The organism is [Clostridium] aminophilum (assembly GCF_900101295.1).
Classification (GTDB): Bacteria; Bacillota; Clostridia; order Lachnospirales; family Lachnospiraceae; genus Clostridium_R; species Clostridium_R aminophilum_A.
In genome coordinates, this window is the sequence record NZ_FOIL01000001.1 from 87,960 (window position 1) to 111,232 (window position 23,273).

General features: G+C 50.7%; 17 protein-coding genes. 16 read left to right on the forward strand and 1 reads right to left on the reverse strand.

Translation table 11 applies throughout. The features are described from left to right. Positions 1-19: 19 nt before the first annotated feature. From BMW41_RS00400 to BMW41_RS00410, 5 genes are all read left to right on the forward strand, one after another. A complete protein-coding gene (locus BMW41_RS00400) occupies positions 20-2,176 on the forward strand; it encodes a cysteine peptidase family C39 domain-containing protein (protein ID WP_074647701.1) in 2,157 nt (718 codons plus the stop codon). 7 nt (positions 2,177-2,183) lie between these two features. Continuing rightward, the gene (locus tag BMW41_RS00405) at positions 2,184-4,361 is read left to right on the forward strand and encodes an ATP-binding cassette domain-containing protein (protein WP_074647704.1); all 2,178 of its coding nucleotides are present in this window, start codon (positions 2,184-2,186) and stop codon (positions 4,359-4,361) included. A gap of 18 nt (positions 4,362-4,379) precedes the next feature. Then, positions 4,380-4,550 (forward strand): hypothetical protein, encoded by a 171-nt coding sequence (locus BMW41_RS14445; protein WP_154661354.1) that lies wholly within the window; start codon positions 4,380-4,382, stop codon positions 4,548-4,550. 113 nt (positions 4,551-4,663) lie between these two features. Further along, positions 4,664-4,816, forward strand: a complete 153-nt coding sequence (locus BMW41_RS14450) for a hypothetical protein (protein ID WP_177171114.1) — start codon at positions 4,664-4,666, stop codon at positions 4,814-4,816. A gap of 55 nt (positions 4,817-4,871) precedes the next feature. Continuing rightward, positions 4,872-7,211, forward strand: a complete 2,340-nt coding sequence (locus tag BMW41_RS00410) for a clostripain-related cysteine peptidase (RefSeq protein WP_074647707.1) — start codon at positions 4,872-4,874, stop codon at positions 7,209-7,211. Positions 7,212-7,423: 212 nt separating this feature from the next. Here the strand turns inward: BMW41_RS00410 and BMW41_RS00415 are convergent, their stop codons facing one another. After that, positions 7,424-9,199: a S41 family peptidase gene (locus BMW41_RS00415; protein WP_074647711.1), complete on the reverse strand. Its 1,776-nt coding sequence runs from the start codon at positions 9,197-9,199 to the stop codon at positions 7,424-7,426. Between the two features lie 304 nt (positions 9,200-9,503). On the opposite strand from BMW41_RS00415, the gene BMW41_RS00420 reads away from it, so the two are divergent. The 11 genes from BMW41_RS00420 to BMW41_RS00470 all read left to right on the forward strand — a co-directional run bounded on the left by BMW41_RS00420 (position 9,504) and on the right by BMW41_RS00470 (position 23,200). Beyond that, positions 9,504-10,253 carry a 5'-methylthioadenosine/adenosylhomocysteine nucleosidase gene (locus BMW41_RS00420; protein WP_334292489.1) on the forward strand — a complete coding sequence of 250 codons (750 nt, stop codon included), beginning with the start codon at positions 9,504-9,506 and terminating at the stop codon, positions 10,251-10,253. Positions 10,254-10,400: 147 nt separating this feature from the next. Next, entirely contained in the window at positions 10,401-10,838 is a 438-nt protein-coding gene (locus BMW41_RS00425; protein WP_074647714.1) for a flavodoxin, read from the forward strand. Between the two features lie 166 nt (positions 10,839-11,004). After that, on the forward strand, positions 11,005-11,517 hold the full coding sequence (locus BMW41_RS00430; RefSeq protein WP_074647717.1) for a nitroreductase family protein: 513 nt from the start codon (positions 11,005-11,007) through the stop codon (positions 11,515-11,517). Between the two features lie 53 nt (positions 11,518-11,570). Beyond that, a complete protein-coding gene (locus BMW41_RS00435) occupies positions 11,571-12,206 on the forward strand; it encodes a methylated-DNA--[protein]-cysteine S-methyltransferase (protein WP_074647720.1) in 636 nt (211 codons plus the stop codon). Positions 12,207-12,396: 190 nt separating this feature from the next. Continuing rightward, positions 12,397-14,196, forward strand: a complete 1,800-nt coding sequence (locus BMW41_RS00440) for an ABC transporter ATP-binding protein (protein WP_074647723.1) — start codon at positions 12,397-12,399, stop codon at positions 14,194-14,196. Further along, positions 14,197-15,966, forward strand: a complete 1,770-nt coding sequence (locus BMW41_RS00445; protein ID WP_074647726.1) for an ABC transporter ATP-binding protein — start codon at positions 14,197-14,199, stop codon at positions 15,964-15,966. It begins immediately after the preceding gene. A 322-nt stretch (positions 15,967-16,288) separates the two neighbouring features. Further along, a complete protein-coding gene (locus BMW41_RS00450; protein ID WP_177171115.1) occupies positions 16,289-17,848 on the forward strand; it encodes a response regulator in 1,560 nt (519 codons plus the stop codon). Then, positions 17,845-19,620 (forward strand): sensor histidine kinase, encoded by a 1,776-nt coding sequence (locus tag BMW41_RS00455; protein ID WP_074647733.1) that lies wholly within the window; start codon positions 17,845-17,847, stop codon positions 19,618-19,620. Before BMW41_RS00450 ends, BMW41_RS00455 begins: the two co-directional genes overlap by 4 nt. Before the next feature lie 301 nt (positions 19,621-19,921). Further along, positions 19,922-20,983, forward strand: coding sequence for a Bug family tripartite tricarboxylate transporter substrate binding protein (locus BMW41_RS00460; protein ID WP_074647736.1), 1,062 nt, complete (start codon positions 19,922-19,924; stop codon positions 20,981-20,983). Positions 20,984-21,099: 116 nt separating this feature from the next. Continuing rightward, positions 21,100-21,648: a tripartite tricarboxylate transporter TctB family protein gene (locus BMW41_RS00465; protein ID WP_074647739.1), complete on the forward strand. Its 549-nt coding sequence runs from the start codon at positions 21,100-21,102 to the stop codon at positions 21,646-21,648. A gap of 19 nt (positions 21,649-21,667) precedes the next feature. After that, complete coding sequence (locus BMW41_RS00470; protein WP_242870183.1) at positions 21,668-23,200, forward strand: tripartite tricarboxylate transporter permease; 1,533 nt, start codon at positions 21,668-21,670, stop codon at positions 23,198-23,200. Positions 23,201-23,273: the final 73 nt, after the last annotated feature.

Genomic DNA, 23,273 nt, shown 5'->3' on the forward strand with positions numbered 1-23,273 from the left:
TGCCTGCAGAGGAAGTGCGATGAAAAGAAAAAAAGTCGTGAGCACGCCGGTTATTCTCCAGATGGAGGCGCTGGAATGCGGCGCAGCCTGCCTGGCAATGATACTTGCATATTATAAATCCTGGATTCCGCTGGAGAAGGTAAGGAGCGACTGCGGTGTATCAAGAGACGGCAGTAAAGCGCTGAATATCGTCAAGGCGGCGCGTAATTACGGATTTGAGACCACGGTAAAAAAATATACTCCCGAAAGGGTCGTCGAGGCAGGCCGTTTTCCATGCATCGTCTGGTGGGAAGAACAGCATTTTGTGGTTTTAAACGGCTTCAAAAACGGAACGGCGTTTTTGAATGACCCTGCCTATGGGAAGGTAAGAATTCCCTATGAAGAATTTGTAAACTCGTATTCCGGGTTGTATATCTATATGGAACCGGCCAAAGACTATGTTCCCCAGGGGGCAAAAAAGAGTGCGCTGAGATTCCTTGCAGGCAGAGTCAGAGAGCATAAGACCGGTTTCGGACTGATCACGCTGACGGCGCTTATCGTAGCTGTTTGCGAAGTGGTGGTGCCCGTGTTTTCGGACATTTATGCGAGCAGGGTTTTGGAACTTAATGACAGGGAAGCGCTGACAGGGCTTCTCTTCGCCTTTGGAATCACCGGAATATATCATCTTCTGATGGGCGGGATCAATGTAATTGTCAGCTGCAGAACCATGGGAAAGCTGGCGATTACTTCCAATATCAGGTTTATCCGGACCATTCTGGGACATCCGCTGGATTTTTTTTCGCAGCGTATGTCCGGAGATCTGACAGAGAGACAGACCGAGAATGATGTTGTTGCCAGAATACTGACCGGGACCTTCGCACCGCTGGTCATACAGATTGTGTTTCTTGCGGTGTATGCAGGAATCATGCTTCGATACAGTGTGATTCTGACAGCAGTAGGAATACTGGCCGTCTGTGCTGATTTTTGCGCAGCCTGGCTTACCAATGCGAAGAGAACCGATGCTCTGCGTGTTACCAAAAGAGATGAAGGCAAGGTGGAAGGGGTAACTGTCATGGGCATTTCCATGATCGAGACCATCAAAGCCAGCGGAGCGGAAAACGGCTTTTTTGAACAATGGTCCGGAAATTATGCATCCTATCTCACGAGCAGATCCCGGTTTACCGAGGTGAACCGGATTTTGTCGCCATTGCCGGAACTCGTGGAAAGAGCCGCGCTGGCGGTGTGCATCTCCGCCGGGGCCGCACTCATTATGACCGGCAGAATAACGGAAGGCAGCTTTGTCGCAGTGTATGGTCTGTTAAACGGTTTTTTCAGACCGGTCGAAAAGCTTCTTGAGTCGCAGGAAGATATCCAGGAGATGAGCTCTGATATGGAGCGGATAGACGATGTCATAAACTATCCTGCAGAGAAAACTCCTGAAAAAATATCCGGGAAGGAACTGGAGAAGGCTGAAAAACTGATTGGAAGCATAAAAATAGAGAACGTGACCTTTGGATATTCAAAACTCAGCGAGCCGCTGATTGAGGATTTTTCACTGGACATTGAAAAAGGCAGCAGGATCGCAATCGTTGGCGGTTCGGGTTCCGGAAAATCCACGCTGGCAAAGCTCCTGACCGGATTGTACCGGCCATGGGACGGGAAGATCACCTTTGACGGAAAAACCATAGATGAAATACCAAGAGAGATCTTTCTGGCATCGGTGGCCATGGTGGATCAGGATCAGGTGATGTTCGAGGATTCGATTGGCAATAACATAAAGATGTGGGATGAGACCATTGAGGATTTCGACATGATCCTTGCTGCCAGAGATGCGGGAATCCATGAGGATATCATAAGCAGAAAAGGCGGATATAATTCCATGCTTCTGGAAAACGGAAGAAATCTATCCGGCGGACAGAAGCAGAGACTTGAGATTGCGCGGGCTCTTTCCGCCGAACCGTCCATCCTGATTCTGGATGAGGCGACCAGCGCGCTGGATGCCAGGACGGAGTTTGAGGTTGCAAGGTCAATATCCCAGAGAGGAATCACCTGCATCATCATCGCACACCGATTGTCTACCATCCGGGACTGCGACAGAATCATTGTCCTTGATGACGGAGAAATCGTTGAAACAGGGACTCATGAGGAGCTGTTGGCAAAAGAGGGATATTACAGCCGGCTCGTCAGGACGGAATAGGTGAGAAATGTCTATTTTTGGTGAACAGTTTTTAGCAAGAAGAAATCGTGATCAGATCGATCTGGACAATGCGCTTCAGGATGTTTATGAGGCTGTGACCGGCAGAGAAAGCATACGTTACAGCATCAACTCGGATGAGCAGGTCAGAAAAGAATTAGAGAGAATCTGTTTTTATCTGGGAGTAAGGGCCGATCAGGACGTTCCGGAATACAACGATCTGGAGGATATGCTGGATTATATCACGCGGCCTTTTGCCATCATGCGCAGACATATCCTTTTGACGCATCACTGGTGGAAAAACGGAGATGGACCGCTGCTGGTATCCAAAAAGGACAGCGATGAGCTTCTGGCGCTTATTCCGGGACGGCTTGGCGGATATTATTATACGGACTTTCGATCGAATAAAAAAATAAAAATAGACCGTCATAATGCAGGAGAATTTGAAAAAGAGGCAATCTGTTTTTATAAACCGCTGCCGCTTTCCTCCTTATCCGCAAATGAGCTTACCGGGTTGCTTTTTAAGAACATGGCGGCGACGGATCTGGCCATGCTTGTTCTCAGCGGGATCGGGATTGTGGGAGTCTCGCTCCTGATCCCGTTTGCCACAAAAATGGTCTTTGAATATGTGATACCGACAGGAGCGATGACACTTGTCGGATCCTTTTCCTTTCTTTTGATCAGTTCGGCAATGGTAGCCTATATCATCGCGGTGATAAAACAAGGATATGCAGACAGAGTAAAGGTGAGGATGGAGGTCTATCTGACCCATGGAGTGATGGGGAGAATGATTAACTTTCCGACATCCTTTTTTGCCTCGAAATCAACGGGAGAATTATACCGGGTATTCGACAACCTGCGGGAGATTCCGCAAATACTGATCGATTCGGTGATTGTGCCGATAATTGATATAAGCCTGGCCATGCTTTTTATCATACAGATAGCAGTGATCGTACCCGAACTGCTTGTTCCTGCGGTCATCACTGTTCTGCTTCAGTTTGTCTGCATGGCGATCGGTACCTTCCAGGCATATGGACTGCTGAACGTTGAGCTGCAGCAGGACAGAAAGATTCAGGGACTGGCGATATCCGTATATGAGGGTATTCAAAGGATAAAACTGAGCGGCAGCGAATCCAGAATCATGGCGAAATGGGCTGGACTGTACAGTAAGAAGGCGAAGGTTGCCTACCCTGCGGTTTTTCCGGTGAAATTCCAGACGGAAATGATTGCGTTCATCTCAATGATGGGGATGCTTGCCGCCTTTTATAAAGGGTTTACGGATAACATATCGATCTCCCAGTTTGTCGCTTTTGTCGCCGCGTTTGGAATGCTTACGGGAAGTATCACCGCGTTTTCGAACAAGAGTAAGGATGTCATAAAGCTAAAACCTGTTCTGAAAATGGCAGATGAGATTCTGAAAGAGTGTCCGGAAGTATCGAAGGAAAAGCTGATCGTGGATCATTTGAGCGGAAAGATCGAAGTGAAGGATCTGACGTTCCGGTACGGAAGGGATCTGCCGCTCATACTGGATGGCGTAAGTTTCACCGTTCATCCGGGGGAGTATGTAGCGATCGTCGGGAAAAGCGGCTGCGGCAAGTCTACACTCGTTCGAATCTTTATGGGATTCGAAAAAGCGGTCTCGGGCAGTGTGAGCTACGATGATATCGATGTCGAACGAATCGATCCGCGGTCACTCAGGCGCAGCATCGGCGTGGTAATGCAGAGCGGGAATCTGTTTTATGACAGTATTTACCGGAATATAGCCATTTCCGCTCCGGGTCTCAGCATGGAGGAAGCCTGGGAGGCGGCAGAAAAAGCCGGAATAGCCGAGGATATCAGGAATATGCCGATGAAGATGAAGACTCTTATTCCGCAGGGAGGCGGCGGTATATCCGGAGGGCAGAGACAGAGAATCATGATCGCCAGGGCATTGGCGGCAAAGCCGAATATTCTGATTTTTGATGAGGCGACAAGTGCTCTTGACAACATCACGCAGAAAGTGGTGCAGGATTCGCTGGATCAACTTAACTGTACCCGGATCGTCATAGCGCACAGGCTTTCGACCATACAGAACTGCGACAGGATACTGGTTCTTGATAAAGGCAGGATCATTGAGGAAGGCAATTATCAAGAACTGCTGAAGAAAGGCGGTTTTTTTGCAAATCTAATAAAACGGCAGCAATTATAGCAGTGAAAGGAGGTAAACATGGGCAAAGAAGAAAACAAGGAAGTAAAGGAAACAGCAGAGGTAACGGAAGATGTAAAAGAAAACACCATATCCCAGGACGAGGATGTAAATGATGAAGAGCTTGAAGCTGCTTCCGGTGGATTTAATACATTATCCGGGATCCGTGACAAGAACAGAACAGACCGTTGACAGACAGGATCAATTGTGAGAAAGGAGATAAAGTTTGAAAGTAAACTTTCAAACTTTGATTGACGGCTCAAATAGACAAGCAAGCTTGTCTGCTTGAGCCTGGAGGACAAAACATGAATAAAGAAGAGAAGAAAGTAACGGAAGAGGCAACCGAAGAAGTAAAAGAAACTCCGGAATCCCAGAGCGAAGAGGTAAGTGACGAGGAGCTTGAAGCCGTTTCCGGCGGAAAATCCGGAATCCGGGATAAGAACAGAACAGACAGCTAATGATGGAAAATGGTCTCTTTGCGGTATGCAGGGGGACCTTTTTATAAAGGATGATATGAACAAACTTACGCTGATGTTATATATGGTCGGAGGAAATCTCGAGAGACGCGGGCTTGTCTATACGAAGATGTTACTGCAGATCATGCGGGGCATAGCCGGCTGTAAGACAGAGAATGTGGCGATCCTTGCAGAGACAGGAGGAAGCTGTCTGGATCCGCAACGCACCGTGACAGGAGGCGTAGAAGATGACGCGGGAAAGCGATACCGGGTGCTGAAACAAAACCTGATGGACCGGCTGGCGGAAAAAGCGGCAAACGGCAGCATTGCATCGGCCGAGAACCTCGCAAGGCTCAAAGTTCTGGATCGGATTTCCTGGGATAAAAATGAGAGATGGCTGATAAAAGATCATGAGCTGATCCCCCTTCAAAATCCGCCCGGAAAAGAAGGGCTTGTTCTGATGACGGAAAAAGACGAAGAGGGTAATGTGATTGAACTTAGGGATTTGATCACGGAAGCGGTAACGTCTTACCCGGCCGAGCAGTATGCACTGATCCTATGCGGACACGGCGGCGGCCCTTTATGGGGATTCGGGGAGGATGAGAGAAATGATGATGACATGATCATTTCCGCGGATCTCTGCAGGATGATGCCGGTGATCCGAGGATTGCTCGACGGGAAAAAACTTGCGTTTGTCGGATATAACAGCTGCAGGATGTCGCACATAGAAGCGGTAACCGCCTGGGCGGAAGGCGCCAGGGCCATAGTGGCTTCTGAAGGCGATGAACAGGGCATCGGATGGGTGAAGGAAAAAATGATCGAAACACTTCTTAAGGTGTGTCAGGAGTATGATTCTGAGATCACAGACGATGTTTTTGACACCGGAGTCCTCCATAAGATGTTGGATGAGATCTATCGGGACCTCCATAAACGTGAGGAGTATGTTTGGACCGCACTGGATCTCAGGGAGGACAAAATCGATGGATTTAAGGAAGCTTTTCAGGAGTTTTGCAGATCCCTTGCCAAAAGATATAAGGAAAGGCCGATGGAAATGTTCTGGCTCTTATCCGGTATCAGGGATCAATCGCAGCGGATCGATGAATACAGCATTGATCTGGGTCTCTGGGCAAAGAACCTTGTAAATACGGCGTTTTTTCGCGACGATCCATCCATGGTCCGTAAATATGAGAAACTGGAAGCAAGTATCCGGAATCTGACCCTAAAACGCTATGTTTCCGCAGAGACCTTCCCGAAGGATATCTCCGGAATATCGCTGTTCTTTCCGGATTCTGATTCGACGACGGATAATTCAAACTTTGAAAAATATCTCTTCAGTCACAGGGTAAGTCACAAAGACGGATTCCGGACCTGGCCGTTTCACGGTTATGCGGCGGGACTGGAACAGCCCCAAAACCGCGAAGAAGCGCAGGATTTCTGTCCGGAATACGATTATCTAAAAAAGGGATACTGGGAGCTCGCTGCGCTGTATAATGCCATGCGGGAAGCTGGCAGACTTAAGGAAAACAGAGAAAACGGTACAGAAGCGATTCGTGACAAAATAAACCGGGAATTCTTTCTGTATGGGCAATCCTCGCTGCTGTCGGAGCGTGAAAAAACGGATCTGACAGAGACAATACGAAAGGACCGGGAAGGTGTTTTCGAGCAGAATGTGGTGGTTCGATACATTTACGAAGGCGATGAGGGCAGATATTCCAGAAACAGAGGCCTTGGCTATCTGAAGGATGTCAGGCGGGGAGCGGACGGACAGGAGACGGATGGTCAGAACACCGTCCGACGGGAGCCGGATCGTCCGGAGGCATTCCCCCGGGAGGCAGATTGTCCGGAAGTATTCCGCAGGGAGCCGGATAAACCGGATCGGGGATTCCGGTGGTTCTTTGCCCAAAACGGCAATTCGGAATTTCTGATCCATGTATATGGGAAAGAAGGCGGAGACTTTTTTGAAGGCCGGGTTACGATCCTGACGCCGGTTCTGATCGATCACAGAATGTATATGCTCGCCATCCGGTTTGAAGAAGGCTCAGCAATCGGACGGGTCAGCGGTTACTACCGCTATCATTTTCCATATGACAGGATCACACATTATATAAGCGGTGACGGGGATCTGGAAGGAAAAGAGATATCGTTCCTCGGTTCGGTATCGGAGGGCGTCCGATATGAAATGGCATTTGAGGATGAAGCGCCGGAACGATTTGTAATAGGATCTTTTTTGTATGGAAAAAATACCGCTTTTGTAAGAGGGAAAATGGATACCGCAGCGGATTATGGTCAGTATGAAACGGTAAAGGTAATGCGTTACTGGAGAGATGTGTTTGGAAACCGAATGCAGATGCGGGAAAATGATCTTAAGCCGGCGGAACGGGAATCTTTACTTTTTTGAGTCTGAAGGCCTGAAATCTTTATTTTTAATATCGCTTTTGATAAAAGAAGTAAAGATTTCAGGAGGTGGGTCAATGATCTCATATGAGGGTCTGGAAAAGCCACTGAAAGAAAAGGGGATCGGAAAGACTGAGCTGTCAACTCAGCTTGGTCTGTCTACCGGAACCATAGCGAAGCGTGACAGCTCATGAGATCAGGAACATTCCACCCTGTTTACACCAGTCCGTTGATATAATCCGTCAGTTTTTTTCGGTCATAGAAATCCGCGATTTTGCTGATGGGATAATCCGGTGTCGCTCCACGGTCAATATCATAGAATGATCCGTTCTTGAACACGCTCATCCGCTTGCTTCCCGAAATCTGGACAGCACATCCATACGCGGTGGATAACGGCTGAACCGTGCACGAGCCGCCTCCTGAAGTTCTCCCAAGAAGTGTAACATTCGGTGAATACACAAAAGTATTCGGAACGAAATTACCGCAGGAGAAGCTGACGGGGGACGTGATACAATAAAGGTTAAGACCTTTTCCGGCAAGTGTGTCAGTTTCATCAAATACGCCGTCCCGGTTCGTATCGATGCGATACTTTAAGGTTGTGGTCGCCCCGGTCAGGGTATTGATGGTGTTCATTTCCCCGGTTCCGAGATACGTCCCTATTACGTAAGATGCCGATGCGCAGGCACCGCCGCCGTTGAGTGAAAGATCCAGCACCACGTTTTTGACAGGGCTTCCCGGCCGCAGGATCTTTTCGCAGGCATACTGCATAAGCCGAATGGTATCCGACAGCTCTTCCTCTTTGGGCTGAGTCGTATAATCGATTTCTCTGCTCGGATCCGTAAACTCGTCAAACGTAATATACGCGGTGTTTCCGACTTCCTGATACGGCGGAATCTCCTCTCCGAATGCGTTTTTTCTCGCCTCGGAAAACGCGGCTCTGTCATTTTTATAGTTTTCCTTGGATGGTCCGTAAATTCCGGCGATCTTCTCTTTTAAGTCCGACTTTGTGACCAGGTAAGAATTGTTGTTGAATGAGCTGTGAAGGTCATCCAGATAGCAGGTGATGAACTCAAACATGGCCTTATCCTTCTTTAGGACATCCGTGCCCTTTAACTTCTTTTCCACCCCGATTTCCCGGAAGAACGTGTCAAAGCTCGTAATATTATGGACCTCTTTCAGTCCATACAGATGATCTAGGGCAAAACACAGTTCATTATAGGAAAATAACGCCAAATCCTCCGGTAACGTTCCTTGCGGCGCTGCCTTATAGTACTCCGCTTCCATATCTCCGTACAGATCATTTGTCAGAAATACGGCTTCTCCGTTGTATACCGTAAAAAGGTTACTGTAGGAAAGAATGACGTCGCTGAAAGTCTGCAGCGGGATGTAATAGTTGTCGCCATCCCGAACAAGATCAATGTCATACTTCTTCAGATCGAATGTCTGCTCCCTGCCGTAACGGTCATTTGTAAGAGTTTCCATTTTCTCCGAGAGGGATAAAACGTCCAGTGTGCCGATGTCGACCAGAGGCCCGTTCTCATCTTTGAAAAATGCATCATAATCAAAAAAGTAGATCGTATCATTCGCGAAATCAAAATCCGCATTATATTTGGTTCCTGAAATGGTAATGATCGTGTGATCTCCGCTGTCATCTGTGGATGCCTCATATTTCCCTTTTTTCATCATTCCGAAGATATCATCCATGGAAATATAAGGGATGGAACCGTCATTCACGAAATACAGCGTCAGTTCTTTTTCGTTACTTAGATCTCCGAGATAGAATTTCACATTCTTTTCCGTTATCTTGCAGGTCCCGGATGAGTCCGATGTTCCGGTTGATCCTGCCGCATTGGATGCTTCCAATGATTCTGATGTTTCTGTTGATCCGGCCGAAGCGCCTTTTGTTTCCGCGGAAGGCAGTGCGTTTGCACATCCTCCGAGAGTCAGCGCCAGCGGAATGGTTACCGCAATGCTTTTTAAGTATTTCTTCATATCAACCCTCCCCATTCTTCACCATTGTTCGAAGCCTTGGCGTTCGAACGACACCCTACATATCATTTAAACATTATTTCTCATGATATTGTCAATGCAAGTTTGAGGAAAAAGTAGAATAATACAATGTTTTGAGATGATATGTGGAAATTATCTTAAATAAATGGTAATATATTATTATATTCTGATAATCCAGGAAGGAGATTAAATTGTGAACGCAGCCAACTGATGCCAAAGGAGGTAACCAATGAACAGAAAAATAGTTTCGTTTTGTATGATGCTGTCTGTGATGTTTGCGGTATTGCTGCTCGGTGGATGCTCAGGGAAAAAAACATCCGAAAAAACATTCGAAAAAACATCCGAAAGAACCGGTGTTATAGGTGCCATGGAAGAAGAGGTTGGCACCCTGAAAGAAGCGATCACGGATTTGAAGACAAGTTCCGTGGCAGGAATGGAATTTTATGAGGGAAAACTGGACGGTGTGGATGTGGTTGTTGTGCAGTGCGGAATGGGAAAGGTAAATGCCGGAATATGCGCAAACACACTGATCAATAACTTTGGCTGCACGAAGATTATCAATACGGGCGTTGCAGGATCCCTTGATGCTCAGATTGACATCGGTGATATCGTTGTTTCAACTGACGCGGTGCAGCATGATTTTACCGTGGAAGCCATCGGTTTCAAAAAAGGAGAAATCCCATATACAGGGCGATTCGAATTTCCAGCAGATGAGCCCATGCGCAAAGCCGCGGTAGAGGCTGTCCGCACATCGGCTCCGGAAGTAAAGGTGTTTGAGGGAAGAATCTGTACCGGAGACCAGTTTATCTCCTCCCAGGAACAGCGGAATAAGATCATCACGGATTTCGGAGGCATGTGCTGTGAGATGGAAGGCGGCGCGATTGCGCAGGCATGCTATCTGAATAAAACTCCGTTCGTTATTCTCCGTGCCATCTCCGACAAGGCGGATCAATCCGAGGAGATGAATTATGAAAAGTTTAAAGAACAGGCTGCCAAAAACTGCGCGTCGATTGTCCGTTATATGGTTACGCATTAAGGCTGACTGCGTTGGAGAAAGCGGAGGTGCCCCTGACTTCGATGTCGGGGGCTTGATTTTATGGAAAAATGCGGTATAATATTGGTTGTACGCAATTAAATATTGCAAAATACAGAGCGAAAAAGAGTAAGGAAGAGGAGGAAAACCATGCCAACACTTGTAACGTACTTCAGCGCGGAAGGCACGACGGCAAAAGTGGCGAAGGAATATGCGCAGAAAATCGGAGCGGATGTTTTTGAGATCGTTCCGGAGCAGCCATATACGGCAGCGGATATCAGATGGATCAATCCGATGGCACGCTGCAACAAAGAGCAGATCGGCGGGAAGGATGTTCCGGTAAAAGGGATAATTCCGGATTTTGATAAGTACGACACGGTTTACATCGGATTTCCGATCTGGTACGGACAGGCTCCGAGAGTTGTCCATACCTTTGGAAAAGGATATGACTGGACAGGAAAGACCGTCCATGCATTTGCAACTTCCGGCGGAAGCGGGATCGGAAAGACTGCGGAGAAGCTTTCCCCTTCTCTTGCCGGAGCGGTGTCGGTGGATGCAAAGCTTGTACACAGCGCCGATGAAATCTGAGGGAAATGAGCAGGGTATATCTTTTCGAAGAGAAATCTGCAAGATGAGATCGTTTCAATGACAGTTGCGTAAGGTAAGATCGTTTCAACGAGAACTGTGTAGGGTGAGAGCGTTTTAACGAGAGCTGTGCAAGGTGAGATTGTTCTCACGGAAAGGAAGGATCAGGATGGAATTCAAAGATGTAGTAAAGAACCGGTATTCATGCAAAAAGTATAACGGGAAAAAGGTAGAAAGAGAAAAACTCAATGCGATCCTCGAAGCAGGCCGGCTGGCACCGACTGCCAAGAATTTTCAGGAACAGCATATCTATGTGGTGGAGTCTGACGAGAAGCTTGCGGTGATCGATAAGGCAACCCCCTGCCGCTATGGTGCGCCTACCGTTCTTGTGGTTGCGTTTGATAAGAATCATGTATTCACGTATCCGGGCGGCAAAAGAGACTCCGGAATCGAGGACGCGTCCATCGTGGCAACGCATTTGATGCTGGCTGCGGCCAACGAAGGTGTGAACAGCTGCTGGCTCAATTTCTTTGATCCGGACGCGCTCGCAAAAGAACTCGGTCTTCCGGAGAATGAGGAGATTCTGATGCTTCTTGATCTTGGCTATGCTGCCGAAGGAACAGGACCGCTGGATAATCACAACAGCAGAAAAGAACTGGCTGAGACCGTAAGTTATATCTAAGCTTCGAATTATGGAGCCGCAGTGGCTGCTCTGGTGAAAAAGGCGGATGACCAATGAAGACAAGAGAGGAAGCATTGAAATACGGACTGTCGTTTCCGGATACTTACACAGACCGTCCGTTTCGGGATCAGAACTGGCAGCTGGTCCGGTACCGCGGCAGCAACAAAGCGTTCCTGTGGACGTATGAGCGGGACGGGTTCATCAATCTGAATGTGAAAGTGGAGCCGGAGAAAGCGTTCTTCTGGCGAAAGATCTATGCTTCAGTGATTCCCGGATACCATCAGAACAAAGAACACTGGAATACGATCATCCTTGATGGGAGCATTCCGGACAAGGATGTGAAACTCATGATTGCGGAGAGCTATGAGCTGATCAGTGATTCGCCTTCCAGGAGAATCTTTGAGGCGGTAAAGAAGATCCCGTACGGTCATGTTGCCACTTATTCGCAGGTTGCAGAGCTGGCGGGAGACAGAAAAATGGCCCGCGCGGTCGGCAACGCGCTGCACAGAAATCCCGATCCGGATCATATTCCGTGCTACCGGGTGGTGAATGCAAAAGGTGAGCTGGCGGGAGAATTCGCGTTCGGCGGTCCGGGAGCACAGGCAAAACGTTTGGAAGCGGAAGGCGTTATGGTTTCAGACGGAAGAGTGGATCTGCGCCGGTATCAATGGAAGCCCGATACGGAATAGCGGGCAGGATGGCAGGCCGAACGAAACAATCGGTGAAAAAGAATATCAGATCATTGCGGAGGCAGCGACCCGGAAACGGGCCGCTGCCTCCGTTTTTGAAAAAACATTAGCATTATCGAGCATAAGGTGGTATCATTCGGTTAGACATAACTAACATATATATTTTCAATATAAGGGGGCGTAAGAAAGAATGCAGGAGAAGAAAAAAAGTGATCTTGCCGTGCTGCTGGGATATGCCGGCAATTACAAGGCACTGACGTTTTTAGGGCTGACGTTATCGGGAATCGCCATGGTGCTCGGAATGCTGCCGTATATCTGTGTCTGGCTTGTAGCCAGGGATCTGATTGCGGTGGCACCGGATTGGGCGAAGGCTTCAGAGGTCGGAAAATACGGCTGGTGGGCCTTCGGCTTTGCGATCGCCGGCATAGCGGTTTACTTTTTTGCGCTGATGTGCACACATCTGGCGGCATTTCGCACCGCGTCGAACATCTGCAAGCAGGGAATGGCGCATCTGATGAAAACGCCGTTGGGATTCTTTGATTCCAACGCTTCGGGACTTTTGCGCAATCGGCTGGATGGCGCGGCTTCCGAAACAGAAACTCTGCTGGCGCATAATCTGGCGGATATTGTGGGCAGTGTAACCATGTTTATCGGAATGATCGTGATCATGGTTGTGTTTGACTGGCGCATGGGTGTGGCCTGCCTTCTGGCGGCGGTATGCTCGATTCTTGCCATGTTCACCATGATGGGCGGAAAAAACGCAAAGATGATGCAGGAATATCAGACGGCGCAGGATTATATGAGTAAGGCGGGCACGGAATATGTCCGGGGCATTCCGGTGGTAAAGGTGTTTCAGCAGACGGTGTATTCGTTCCGGGCGTTTCGGGAGGCAATCGAGGATTATAGTCAAAAGGCGGAGTCTTACACCATGGGAGTTTGCCAGGTACCTCAGTCGATCAATCTGACCGCCACCGAGGGAGCCTTCATTTTCATGGTTCCCGTTGCGGTTCTGATCGCGCCGAAAGCGCTGGAATCCGGCAATTTTGCGGGATTTGTAACGGATTTTGCGTTCTATGCGGTGTTCTCCGCCATTGTGTCCACCGCACTGGCAAGAATTATGTTTGCGGCCAACGGGATGATGCTGGCAAGTACAGCACTCGGAAGAATCTCACAGGTTATGAGTGCGCCGGTACTGAAAGTCACCGATCATCCGCAGGAGCCGAAGGACAACAGCATTGAGTTTAAAGATGTCAGCTTCGTATATGACGGAGCGGATATCCCGGCCATTGATCATGTTTCTTTCCGGGCGGAACCCGGGCAGACGATCGCGCTTGTGGGTCCGTCCGGCGGAGGTAAAACCACGGCCGCAAGTCTGATTCCGAGATTCTGGGATGTGACCGGCGGCTCGGTTCTGGTGGGCGGTGTGGACGTCAGGGAAATGGATCCGCATGTTCTGATGGACCGGATCGCATTTGTCTTCCAGAACAACCGGCTGTTTAAGACGAGCATTTTTGAAAATGTTCGTGCGGCAAGGCCGGAGGCGTCCCGCGAAGAGGTTCAGAGAGCGCTGTCGGCGGCCCGGTGCGATGACATTCTTGAAAAGCTTCCGAAGGGTATGGATACGGTCATCGGGACGGAAGGAACCTATCTGTCCGGCGGAGAACAGCAGAGGATTGCATTGGCAAGGGCGATTCTCAAGGATGCGCCGATCGTCGTGCTGGACGAGGCAACCGCTTTCGCGGATCCGGAAAATGAATTCCTGATCCAGAAGGCATTTGCGGAGCTGACCCGCGGGCGAACGGTTATCATGATCGCGCACCGGCTGTCCACCGTGGTGGGGGCAGACAAAATCATCGTTCTGGATCACGGACGGGCGATGGAAGAGGGAACCCATGAGACACTGCAGCAGGCGAACGGGATGTATTCACGCATGTGGGCGGACTATAACCGGGCTGTGAAATGGCGTATATCTGCGGGGGAGGCGATGTAAATGTTCGGAAAAGAGTTTCAGAGAAAATATGCCCTGACAGATCAGGGAATCAGGAATACCAGGCAGGCAACCTTCTGGACGGTGGTGGTAAATCTTACCGTGATGGGCGGAATGGGAATTCTGTACCGGATGATGTCCATGTACATGGAGACGCTGACAAAGGCAGCGCCGCTTCCGGGGGCGGCGGTGTTCCTTCTTCTGGTACTTGCATTCATACTGCTGTCATTCTTTACCCATATGCAGCAGTACAGGGCAACCTACGGACTGGTGTACGGTGAAGTGAAAAGCGTTCGACTTTCTCTGGCAGAGCGGATGCGGAAACTTCCGCTGGGATATTTCGGAAAAAGAGATCTGGCGGATCTGACGGAGACCATCATGGGCGATGTGAACCGTCTGGAGCATGTATGGTCCCATTGTCTGGGGTATCTTTACGGCTCTTACATTTCAACCGCGATTGTCGGCGTGATGCTGTTCGCGATTGACTGGCGTCTGTCGATTGCGTGCCTGTGGGGAGTACCGGTGGCGTTCCTTCTTCTGTTCGGCAGCCGGACGATCAATCAGCGCAACTCCGAGATCACCAAAGAAGCCGGCATTCAGGTATCGGACGGGATTCAGGAGACCATTGAGAATATCCGGGAAATCCGGGCGACCAATCAGGAACAGAAATTTCTGGACGAGCTCAGCCGTAAAATCGATCACCATGAGAAGATGATGATTTCCGGTGAGCTGTCCTGCGGGATTTTTGTCAATGCCGCCAGTGTTATCATGCGTCTTGGCGTGGCGACCACGATTCTGACGGGAGTGAAACTGATCGCAGCCGGTCAGATCGATTTCATGGTGCTGTTCATGTTTCTGCTGCTGATCACGAGAGTCTATGCACCGTTTGACCAGGCTCTTGCCTTGATCGCGGAAATGCTGATGTCTCAGGTCGCGGCCGCCCGGCTGATGGAAATATATGATGCCGGAACGGCAGACGGCTCCGAGACGTTTGAACCAAAAGGACATGACATTGTGTTTGACCATGTGGGATTTTCGTATGAGGACGAAAAGGTACTGAAGACGGTCAGCTTTACCGCAAGAGAAGGAGAGGTGACGGCACTGGTCGGCCCGTCCGGATCCGGCAAGAGTACCTGTGCGAGACTGGCGGCGAGATTGTGGGACATTCCGGAAGGGACTATCCGGGTCGGCGGGGTGGATATTCATTCCGTGGATCCGGAAGTATTGCTTCGGGATTATTCCATGGTGTTTCAGGATGTGGTACTTTTTGATGACACTGTCATGGAGAATATCCGTCTCGGCCGGCATGGGGCGACGGACGAAGAGGTGATGGAGGCGGCAAAAGCCGCAAACTGCGATGAATTTGTGGAAAAACTCCCGGACGGATATCAGACCGTTATCGGAGAAAACGGAGCCAGACTCTCCGGCGGAGAGCGGCAGCGTCTCTCGATTGCGAGGGCGCTCCTGAAGAATGCCCCCATCGTGCTGCTGGATGAGGCGACGGCGTCTCTCGATGTGGAAAACGAGACAAAGGTTCAGGAGGCGCTTTCCCGTCTGCTAGCAGGAAAGACGGTTCTCGTGATTGCGCACCGTATGCGCACCGTGGAAGCGGCGGATAAAGTTGTGGTTCTTGCGGACGGTCAGGTTGCGGAGGAAGGAAATCCGGAAGAACTGCTGAAGAAACCGGACGGTTTCTTCAAGCGCATGGCCGAGCTCCAGAGCGCCAGTGCGGGCTGGGGGACCACATGTGCAGATCCTGTTCTGACGCAGTAAAAAAAGACCATCCGGAAAAATACTGCACCGCGCAGGACAAAATGGTCAGTGTTCCGTTTTTTGAAACACCGTCCCCTTAAAGGCGGCCGCGTCAGTGGAAGAACGCGGCCGCCTTCCCTTTTGCACGGAAGCCGGCAAAGCCTGTGATCGCCCGGGGTCATGGCGATTTCTGCGATAACGATAACGGGCGAAAATCGAAAAGCGTGTTTCGGCTCGTTGGAATTGTTTGGAATGGCAGAAAAAGAATCTGCTTTTTATGAACTTTTGTGGATGGTATGATAAAAGCAGACGGAATTCGGTTTCTTTCGAGGAGTGGGAATGTATGAAAGCGCTGATTATTGATGATGAACCGCCGGTGATCACCGTGGTGAAACTGCTGGTCGACTGGAAAAAATATCAGATCGACACGGTCTTTGAATGTGTCTCCGCAGAGCAGGCCATCGAGGTTTTGGAATCGGAAAAGCCGGAAATTATTCTTTCCGATATCAATCTTCCGGGACTGAGCGGTCTGGAACTGGTGGAAAAGCTTCGGGATGAGGGAAGTGTCGCCCAGGTGATTTTTATCTCAGCCTACGACCGGTTTTCCTATGTGCAGAAAGCCATGCAGCTGGATTCGGTGGAGTATCTGTTAAAGCCGATCGAGCGGGAAAGCGTCAATCGGGCAGTGGAGAAAGCGGTGAACAGGTACCGCGAGACAGTGGGACGCAGGGAAGACGCGGAACGGCTTCAGGCACAGAATCTGTTTACGGCTTACATGAGCTCGGGGAGAAAGCCGGAGATTTTTGCTGCGTTTCGTAGTGCTCTTCCATGGGAGAAGGAACGGACGAACCGGAACTGCCGGATCGGGGTGATGAGCTTACGGCATCTTTCGGGAGAAAACATCGCCCTTTATCCGATTCAGGCCGCGGCGCAGGATTTTTTATGGAGAAATCATGCCGGAACGGCAGCGGTATGGGGAGACAGCGCGGATATCGCCCTGTTTCTCTCCGACGGGGAAGAGGAGGCAATCCGGACGGCCTGTCTTCAGCTGCTTTCGGAGATTAAAAAAAGCTTCGGACTGGTTCTCCATGCAGGAATCTCCGGAACGGTCCCGGCACCGGACGGGATAGAAGAGGCTTATCGGGAAGCTCTTGACCTGGCGGTGTCCTCAAATCTGTATCACACAGAGGAAAGCGTGGATTTCAGACTGATTCCGGTTCCGCCGGCCACGTCGATCCTTTGGATTGAGAAAGTGCTGTTCCCGGCGTTGCGTGAACGGAATGAAGAACACCTCAGAAGCACGGTGGAGGAGCTTTCCGGTCATCTTGAGCGGACGGGGATTGTGACGATCCGCCAGCTGGAAAATTTCCGCGCCATGTACAACAGTCAGCGGAGCAAATGGATCCTTTCCCGCCAGAAAGAACTGGGGGAAACGGTCCGGCTGCCGCAGGAATTCCGGACGTCGTTCTGTCTTCCGGACGGAAGATTTTCCGCGGAACATTTTACCGGAGTGCTCTGCACAGATCTTCAGTCTCTCCGGAAAAAGTTCCTTCCGGAGAACGAAGGGATTTCCACGCTGGAGCTTTGCCGCAGAGCGCAGAACTTCCTGAAAGAAAACTATGCGGAGGATGTTTCTCTTGAAGAACTGTCCCGTCAGCTGGGAATCAGTCAGAGCTATCTCTCCCGTTCCTTTAAAAAAGAGATTGGCGAGAATCTGATTGATTATCTGACGAGGATCCGGACGGACGCTGCGGTGGATCTTTTAAAAAGCGGATTGCGCACGGCAGATGTCGCCGCCGCGGTAGGCATTCCGGATCCGAAATACTTCAGCCGGGTATTTAAAAAGGTGAAAGGCATGTCCCCCTCCGATTACCGTGAGTACATGAAGGGAGGCCGTTCGTGAAACGATGGCGGGAACTCGGTTTCGCGTGGAAACTGATCATCAGCCTCCTGTCCGCGCTGTTTTTATGTCTGATTACGGTGACGGTCTCCACACAAATCATCACCAGAAAACGACTGGAAAAACAGGCAGTGGAAAACGGACTGATGGAGATACGGAACAAGGCGGAGCGGCTGGAGCTTCAGCTGGAAGAGATCAGCAGTGAGGCAAACGGATTCGGGGCCAACGCGGAGATCGGACGGCTGATGCGGCAGAGTACCCTGGATACGGTGGAGCGATATCGGATTACCATGTTTCTGCGCTCTATGATGTACTCCCGGGCAGGAATCGAAAAACACCAGATCTATCTGCAGCTGTATCGCTCCGGCCTGAGTTTTATCCAGAGGGAACTCGGCAGCGCTTCCGGACGCAGCCGCCATTCCATCGGCATTCCGGAGAACATCTACGGGGACGATCTTCACTGCTACGGACCGCATCTTTCCGGTAATTACGGCTTTTCTCTGGATGGAAAGGGCGCGGAGGTTTATACATTTCAGCGCCGGCTGTACGATCAGGAAGAAAGGAATGCGTACGGAGCGGTTTCCTTCGATGTCGAGGTGGAGGAAATGCGCCGGATCGCCTTTCCGGAGGAAGATGAGATCGGTTTTCTGACCGATCCGTCCGGAATGGGACCGGTGTTCCGACAGAACGCGGACTTTTCGGATCAACAGGCGAAACGGATGCTGGACACCTGCCGGAGAACCGGTTACGGTGTTGTAAAAGAAGAAAATCTGAAGGGCATAGCCTTTTGCGGGAAGGTTCGCGTCGGAAACCTGGAACTCTGTCTTGTCAAACTGATCCCCTATGACCGGCTGTTTGCGGAGGCACAGCAGTTGATGTTCGGAAACATTGTCCTTATCGCACTGAGTTTTCTGCTCTGTATTCTGGCGATGATTCTGATTTCAAGGAATATGACGCGGCCAATCCGGGAACTGGATCTGTGTATGCAGGAGATGGCGGGAACAAAGAATCTCTCTTTTCGTGTTCGCGATCGCGTGCGGTATCCAAACCGGGACGAGGTCGGCCGGCTTATCGATGAAACAGATCAGATGCTGGAGACGATCGAAGAAATGTTCCATCATCAGGAGCTTCTCTCCCGGGCACAGCGGGATGCGGAATCCCGTATGCTGCAGGCACAGATCAATCCGCATTTTCTGTACAATTCGCTCCAGGGCATCGCGTCCCTGGCGCTTCAGAACGGCGAGGATGAAATATTCCAATACATTACCATGCTCGGAAGCCGGATGCACTACAGCATGGACCTGGAAAAGACCACTGCGGAACTGAAGGAGGAATTCCGGTATGTGGAGAACTATCTGGCGCTTCAGAACGTCCGCTTCGGAAATACCATGGAAACGGTGATTCTTCTCAGTCCGGAGGCGGAGCATATCGTGGTGCCGAAAATGATCCTTCAGCCGCTGGCGGAAAACGCGTTTAAGCACGGACAGATCTGCCGTCAGGCCGGATCCTTCCTGAAAATGACGGGAGAAGCAGAAGAAAATGAACTGCGGATCGTGATGGAAGACAACGGTCTTGGCTGTGATCCCGAAACGGTGAAGAAAATGAACCGGGAACTGGCGGAATTAAAGACGGAGAACACGGAAGCGAGGGGACGGCGTATCGGTCTCGTGAATATCCTGCTCCGCTTAAAAATCTTCTTTCCGGGCGGGGCGGAGATGAATCTGGAAACACCGGACGGGGGCGGGATGCGCGTGGTGATCACCGTACACCTGTGATGAGAATCGAAGCGGCGTTCGGATGATGAATAATTTTACGGCAGTCGCCAGGGGCATGAAGGCATGAACCCTGGCGATTTTCCTATAATCAAAATAGTCCACCTCCGGGAAACAAGATATTCGGTTTTTTTTTGAACAATTGCAAGTTATTATGAAGTCACGACAGGGGAAATGTCGTAATCCTCTAAAAACTGCGGCGGTTTTCTCAGTACCGCCGCAGAAAATTCAAAAGAATTTTGTGAGGAAGGGTCAAGGTAGGCAACAAAGAAATTTACAAACGAACGAAACAGGAGGAAGTAAGATGAAAAAAGCTTTATCAGCAGCACTTGCAATTGCGATGACTCTTTCCATGGCGGCCTGCGGCAGTTCATCCGCGAAGACCGCATCACAGGAAACCACGGCTGCAGCGGCAACTACGGCGGCTGCGGCCGCAGCGTCTGCGTCCGCGGGTTCCGGGAATTCCGCAAATTATCCGACGCAGAACGTGAACGGCATTGTTCAGTGGGGCGCCGGCGGCGGTACCGATTCCCTGATGCGCCCGCTCTCCGCTCTGGCGGAACAGAAGCTCGGCAAATCCATTGTCATTCAGAACATGACCGGTGCGACCGGTTCTGTCGCAACCCAGTATGTCTACGACGCGGCTGCGGATGGCTACAATCTCCTGATGGGCGCCGAAAACCCGGCACTGTATGACGTTCTCGATATCAGTAAACTGACGTATGAAAACTTTGACTGTGTCTACCTGATCGGTGACGAGGTTGTAGGTATTGTGGTCGGAAAGGATTCTCCGTACAAGAGCTTTACCGAGATTGTCGAAGCGGCAAAGGCAGCTCCGGATACCATTAAACTGTCCACCACCGGTACCGGCGGTCTTCCGTGGGAGGTTGGCTCCTTCATCATGGATGTGACCGGCGCGACCTTCAATCAGGTTCCGTATGACAGCGATGCATCGGCAAAAACCGCGGTTATCAGCGGCGAGTGCGACTTTACCGTCTGCAAGGTTCAGTCCGGTATTGAAGACTGGAAAGCCGGTGATCTGAACTATCTGTGCCTCCTTTCCGAGAAACCGGTGGAGATCATGAAGGATGTTCCGCTGATCACCAAGGAGTATCCGGATTTTGAAAAATACCTTCCGTGGGGACCGTTCTACGGCGTATTTGTGAAGGAAGGCACGGATCCGGCGATCAGGGAGACGCTGGCAAAGGCATTCTCCGCGGCGGGACCGGAGCAGAGTTATCAGGATGTTCTGAAGAACTTCAACATCAATTTCCTGGGTTATACCGGAGACGAAGCGAAGAACTATATTGCTTCCTGGAGAGAGAATACCGTGTCTGCACTGAAGAAGAGCGGCGCGATTCAGTAAAGATCCGTTAAAATTTCATAGTCAAATCAGGGTTCTGAAATATAGGCCCCCGGCAGGGGCGATATGCCCCTGCCGTTTTTATACCCCAAACCCCAAATCAGGAAAGGAGTGCCGGAATGAAGGAAGAAAATATAACATTGGAACCGGCGGAAGAGGTCAGTACGGATGAGATGATCCTTGTCAAAGAGCATCCGCTGGAGGCAGGAGAGAAAGTTTTTGCGATTGTGCTGCTGATCACCGGGCTCACTGCGTTCGCGATGGCGCTGGAGCTGTGGGGAAGAATGAAGGAACCGAAAATCGCCTCTGCTGCGGCGGTACCGGTGTTTGTCAGCGGTCTCTGGAGTCTGATGGCGCTGCTCACCGTGATCGAAAATGTGAAGCAGTCCACGCCGCTGTCAGCAAAGAAGAATCCTGCGGAGAAGATCAGAGCGGCCATCGGCTACGCGCTTCCCGCGAATGTCCTGGTGGTGATCGGCATGATTCTCGTGTACTGCGGGCTGCTGGTTCAGGGAATCAGTTTTTATATTGCGACACCGCTGTTCCTGTACGGCGCCATGTGCTATCTGACAAGAAAAGATTATGTGAAGAACATCCTTTGGACGGCCATCGTGATGGCTTTCATTATCCTGGTGTTCCGGATGCTGTTCAGCGTCGTATTTCCGTAAAGGAGGAGGGGAAAGCATTATGATGGAAGCATTATCTTATATGGCTGTGGTGTTTCAGGAACCGTGGCTGATTGCTCTGGTGGCAGCGGGAACCTGCGCGGGTGTCTATGTCGGCGCCATTCCCGGGCTTTCCGGTACCATGGCGGTTTCTCTGCTGGTTTCGTTCACGTTTGGCTGGGAGACCCACAGTGCTTTGGCGGTCATGATCGGTGTGTTTGTCGGTTCCGTGTTCGGCGGTTCCCGATCGGCCATTCTGTTAAATATTCCGGGCGCGCCGGCGGCGGTGGCCACGGCGTTGGACGGATACGCCCTTGCGAAGAAAGGCCGGGCCGGTGAGGCGATGGGACTTGCGACCTCCCAGTCCTTCATCGGAACGCTTCTGGGCGTGCTTGCGCTGGCAACCTGCGCGCCTCTGGTTGCGGGACTTGCACGGAATTTCCATTCCATTGACTATCTGATCCTTTCTCTTATGGGTCTGATGATGGTCGGTTCCCTGAGCGGACGATCCGTAAAATTCGGGCTCATCGCCGGCTGTATCGGCATTTTTCTGGGCTGTGTCGGCGTGGACGGTCAGACTGCGGTGAAGCGTTTTACCTTTGATATTGTGTATCTGAACTCCGGCGTGGACTACGTCGTTGCCATGATCGGTCTCTTCGGTGCTTCCGAGGCGCTGAGTCAGATCACGGACATATCTCAGGCTCCGGTGAAGCAGAAGGTGGACAAGATTCTTCCCTCCTGGAAAGAGGCGGCAAGGTTCCTGCCGCTGACCATCAAGTCATCCATCATCGGTGTACTGGTTGGCGCACTTCCGGGCGCCGGCGGCGATATCGCAGCACTTCTCAGCTATGATCAGGCGAAACGCTCGGTGAAGAAGCCGACCGCTCCGTTTGGAAAAGGAGCGGTGGAAGGCATCATTGCCCCGGAATCCGCCAACAATGCGGCCATCGGCGGCGCGTTTATCCCCATGCTGACACTGGGAATTCCGGGGGACGCGGTGACGGCGGTTCTGATCAGTGCCCTGACAATTCAGGGACTTCGTCCGGGACCGAACCTGATCTCCCAGACGCCGGATCTCTTCTGGCTGATCGTTGCAAGCCTGCTGCTTGCATCATTTTTCCTGCTGCTGTTCGGTCTTACCGGAATCAAGGCTTTCACGAAGATCGTGGAGATTCCGAAAGGGATTCTCATGCCGACCATTCTGATTCTTTCCGTGATCGGTTCCTTTGCGATCCGGAACAGTGTTTACGACATTCTCTGGATGTTCGGCTTCGGTCTGATCGGATATTTTCTGAAGCGGTACAACTACCCCATCGCGCCGATCGTTCTGGGCTGTATCCTCACCAAGCTCTGCGAGGAGAATTACCGCCGCGGGGTGATGCTGGAAGGTTCGGTACAGGGAATGCTGGGCAGCATTTTTACCAGCCCGATCTCCATTGTCCTGTCCGCACTGCTGGTATTCCTTTTCGCAACGCAGACGGAAACCTACAAGAACTGGAAAGCAAAACGGGACGAAAAGAAAGAGACAAAGACAAAGAAGGAAGCTCTGGGCTAAGGCGGAGGATCCGGCAGAAGGAAACTTTTGAGACAGAACTTCCGGCGGAAATGTGATAGAAAAAGGAGAAGAA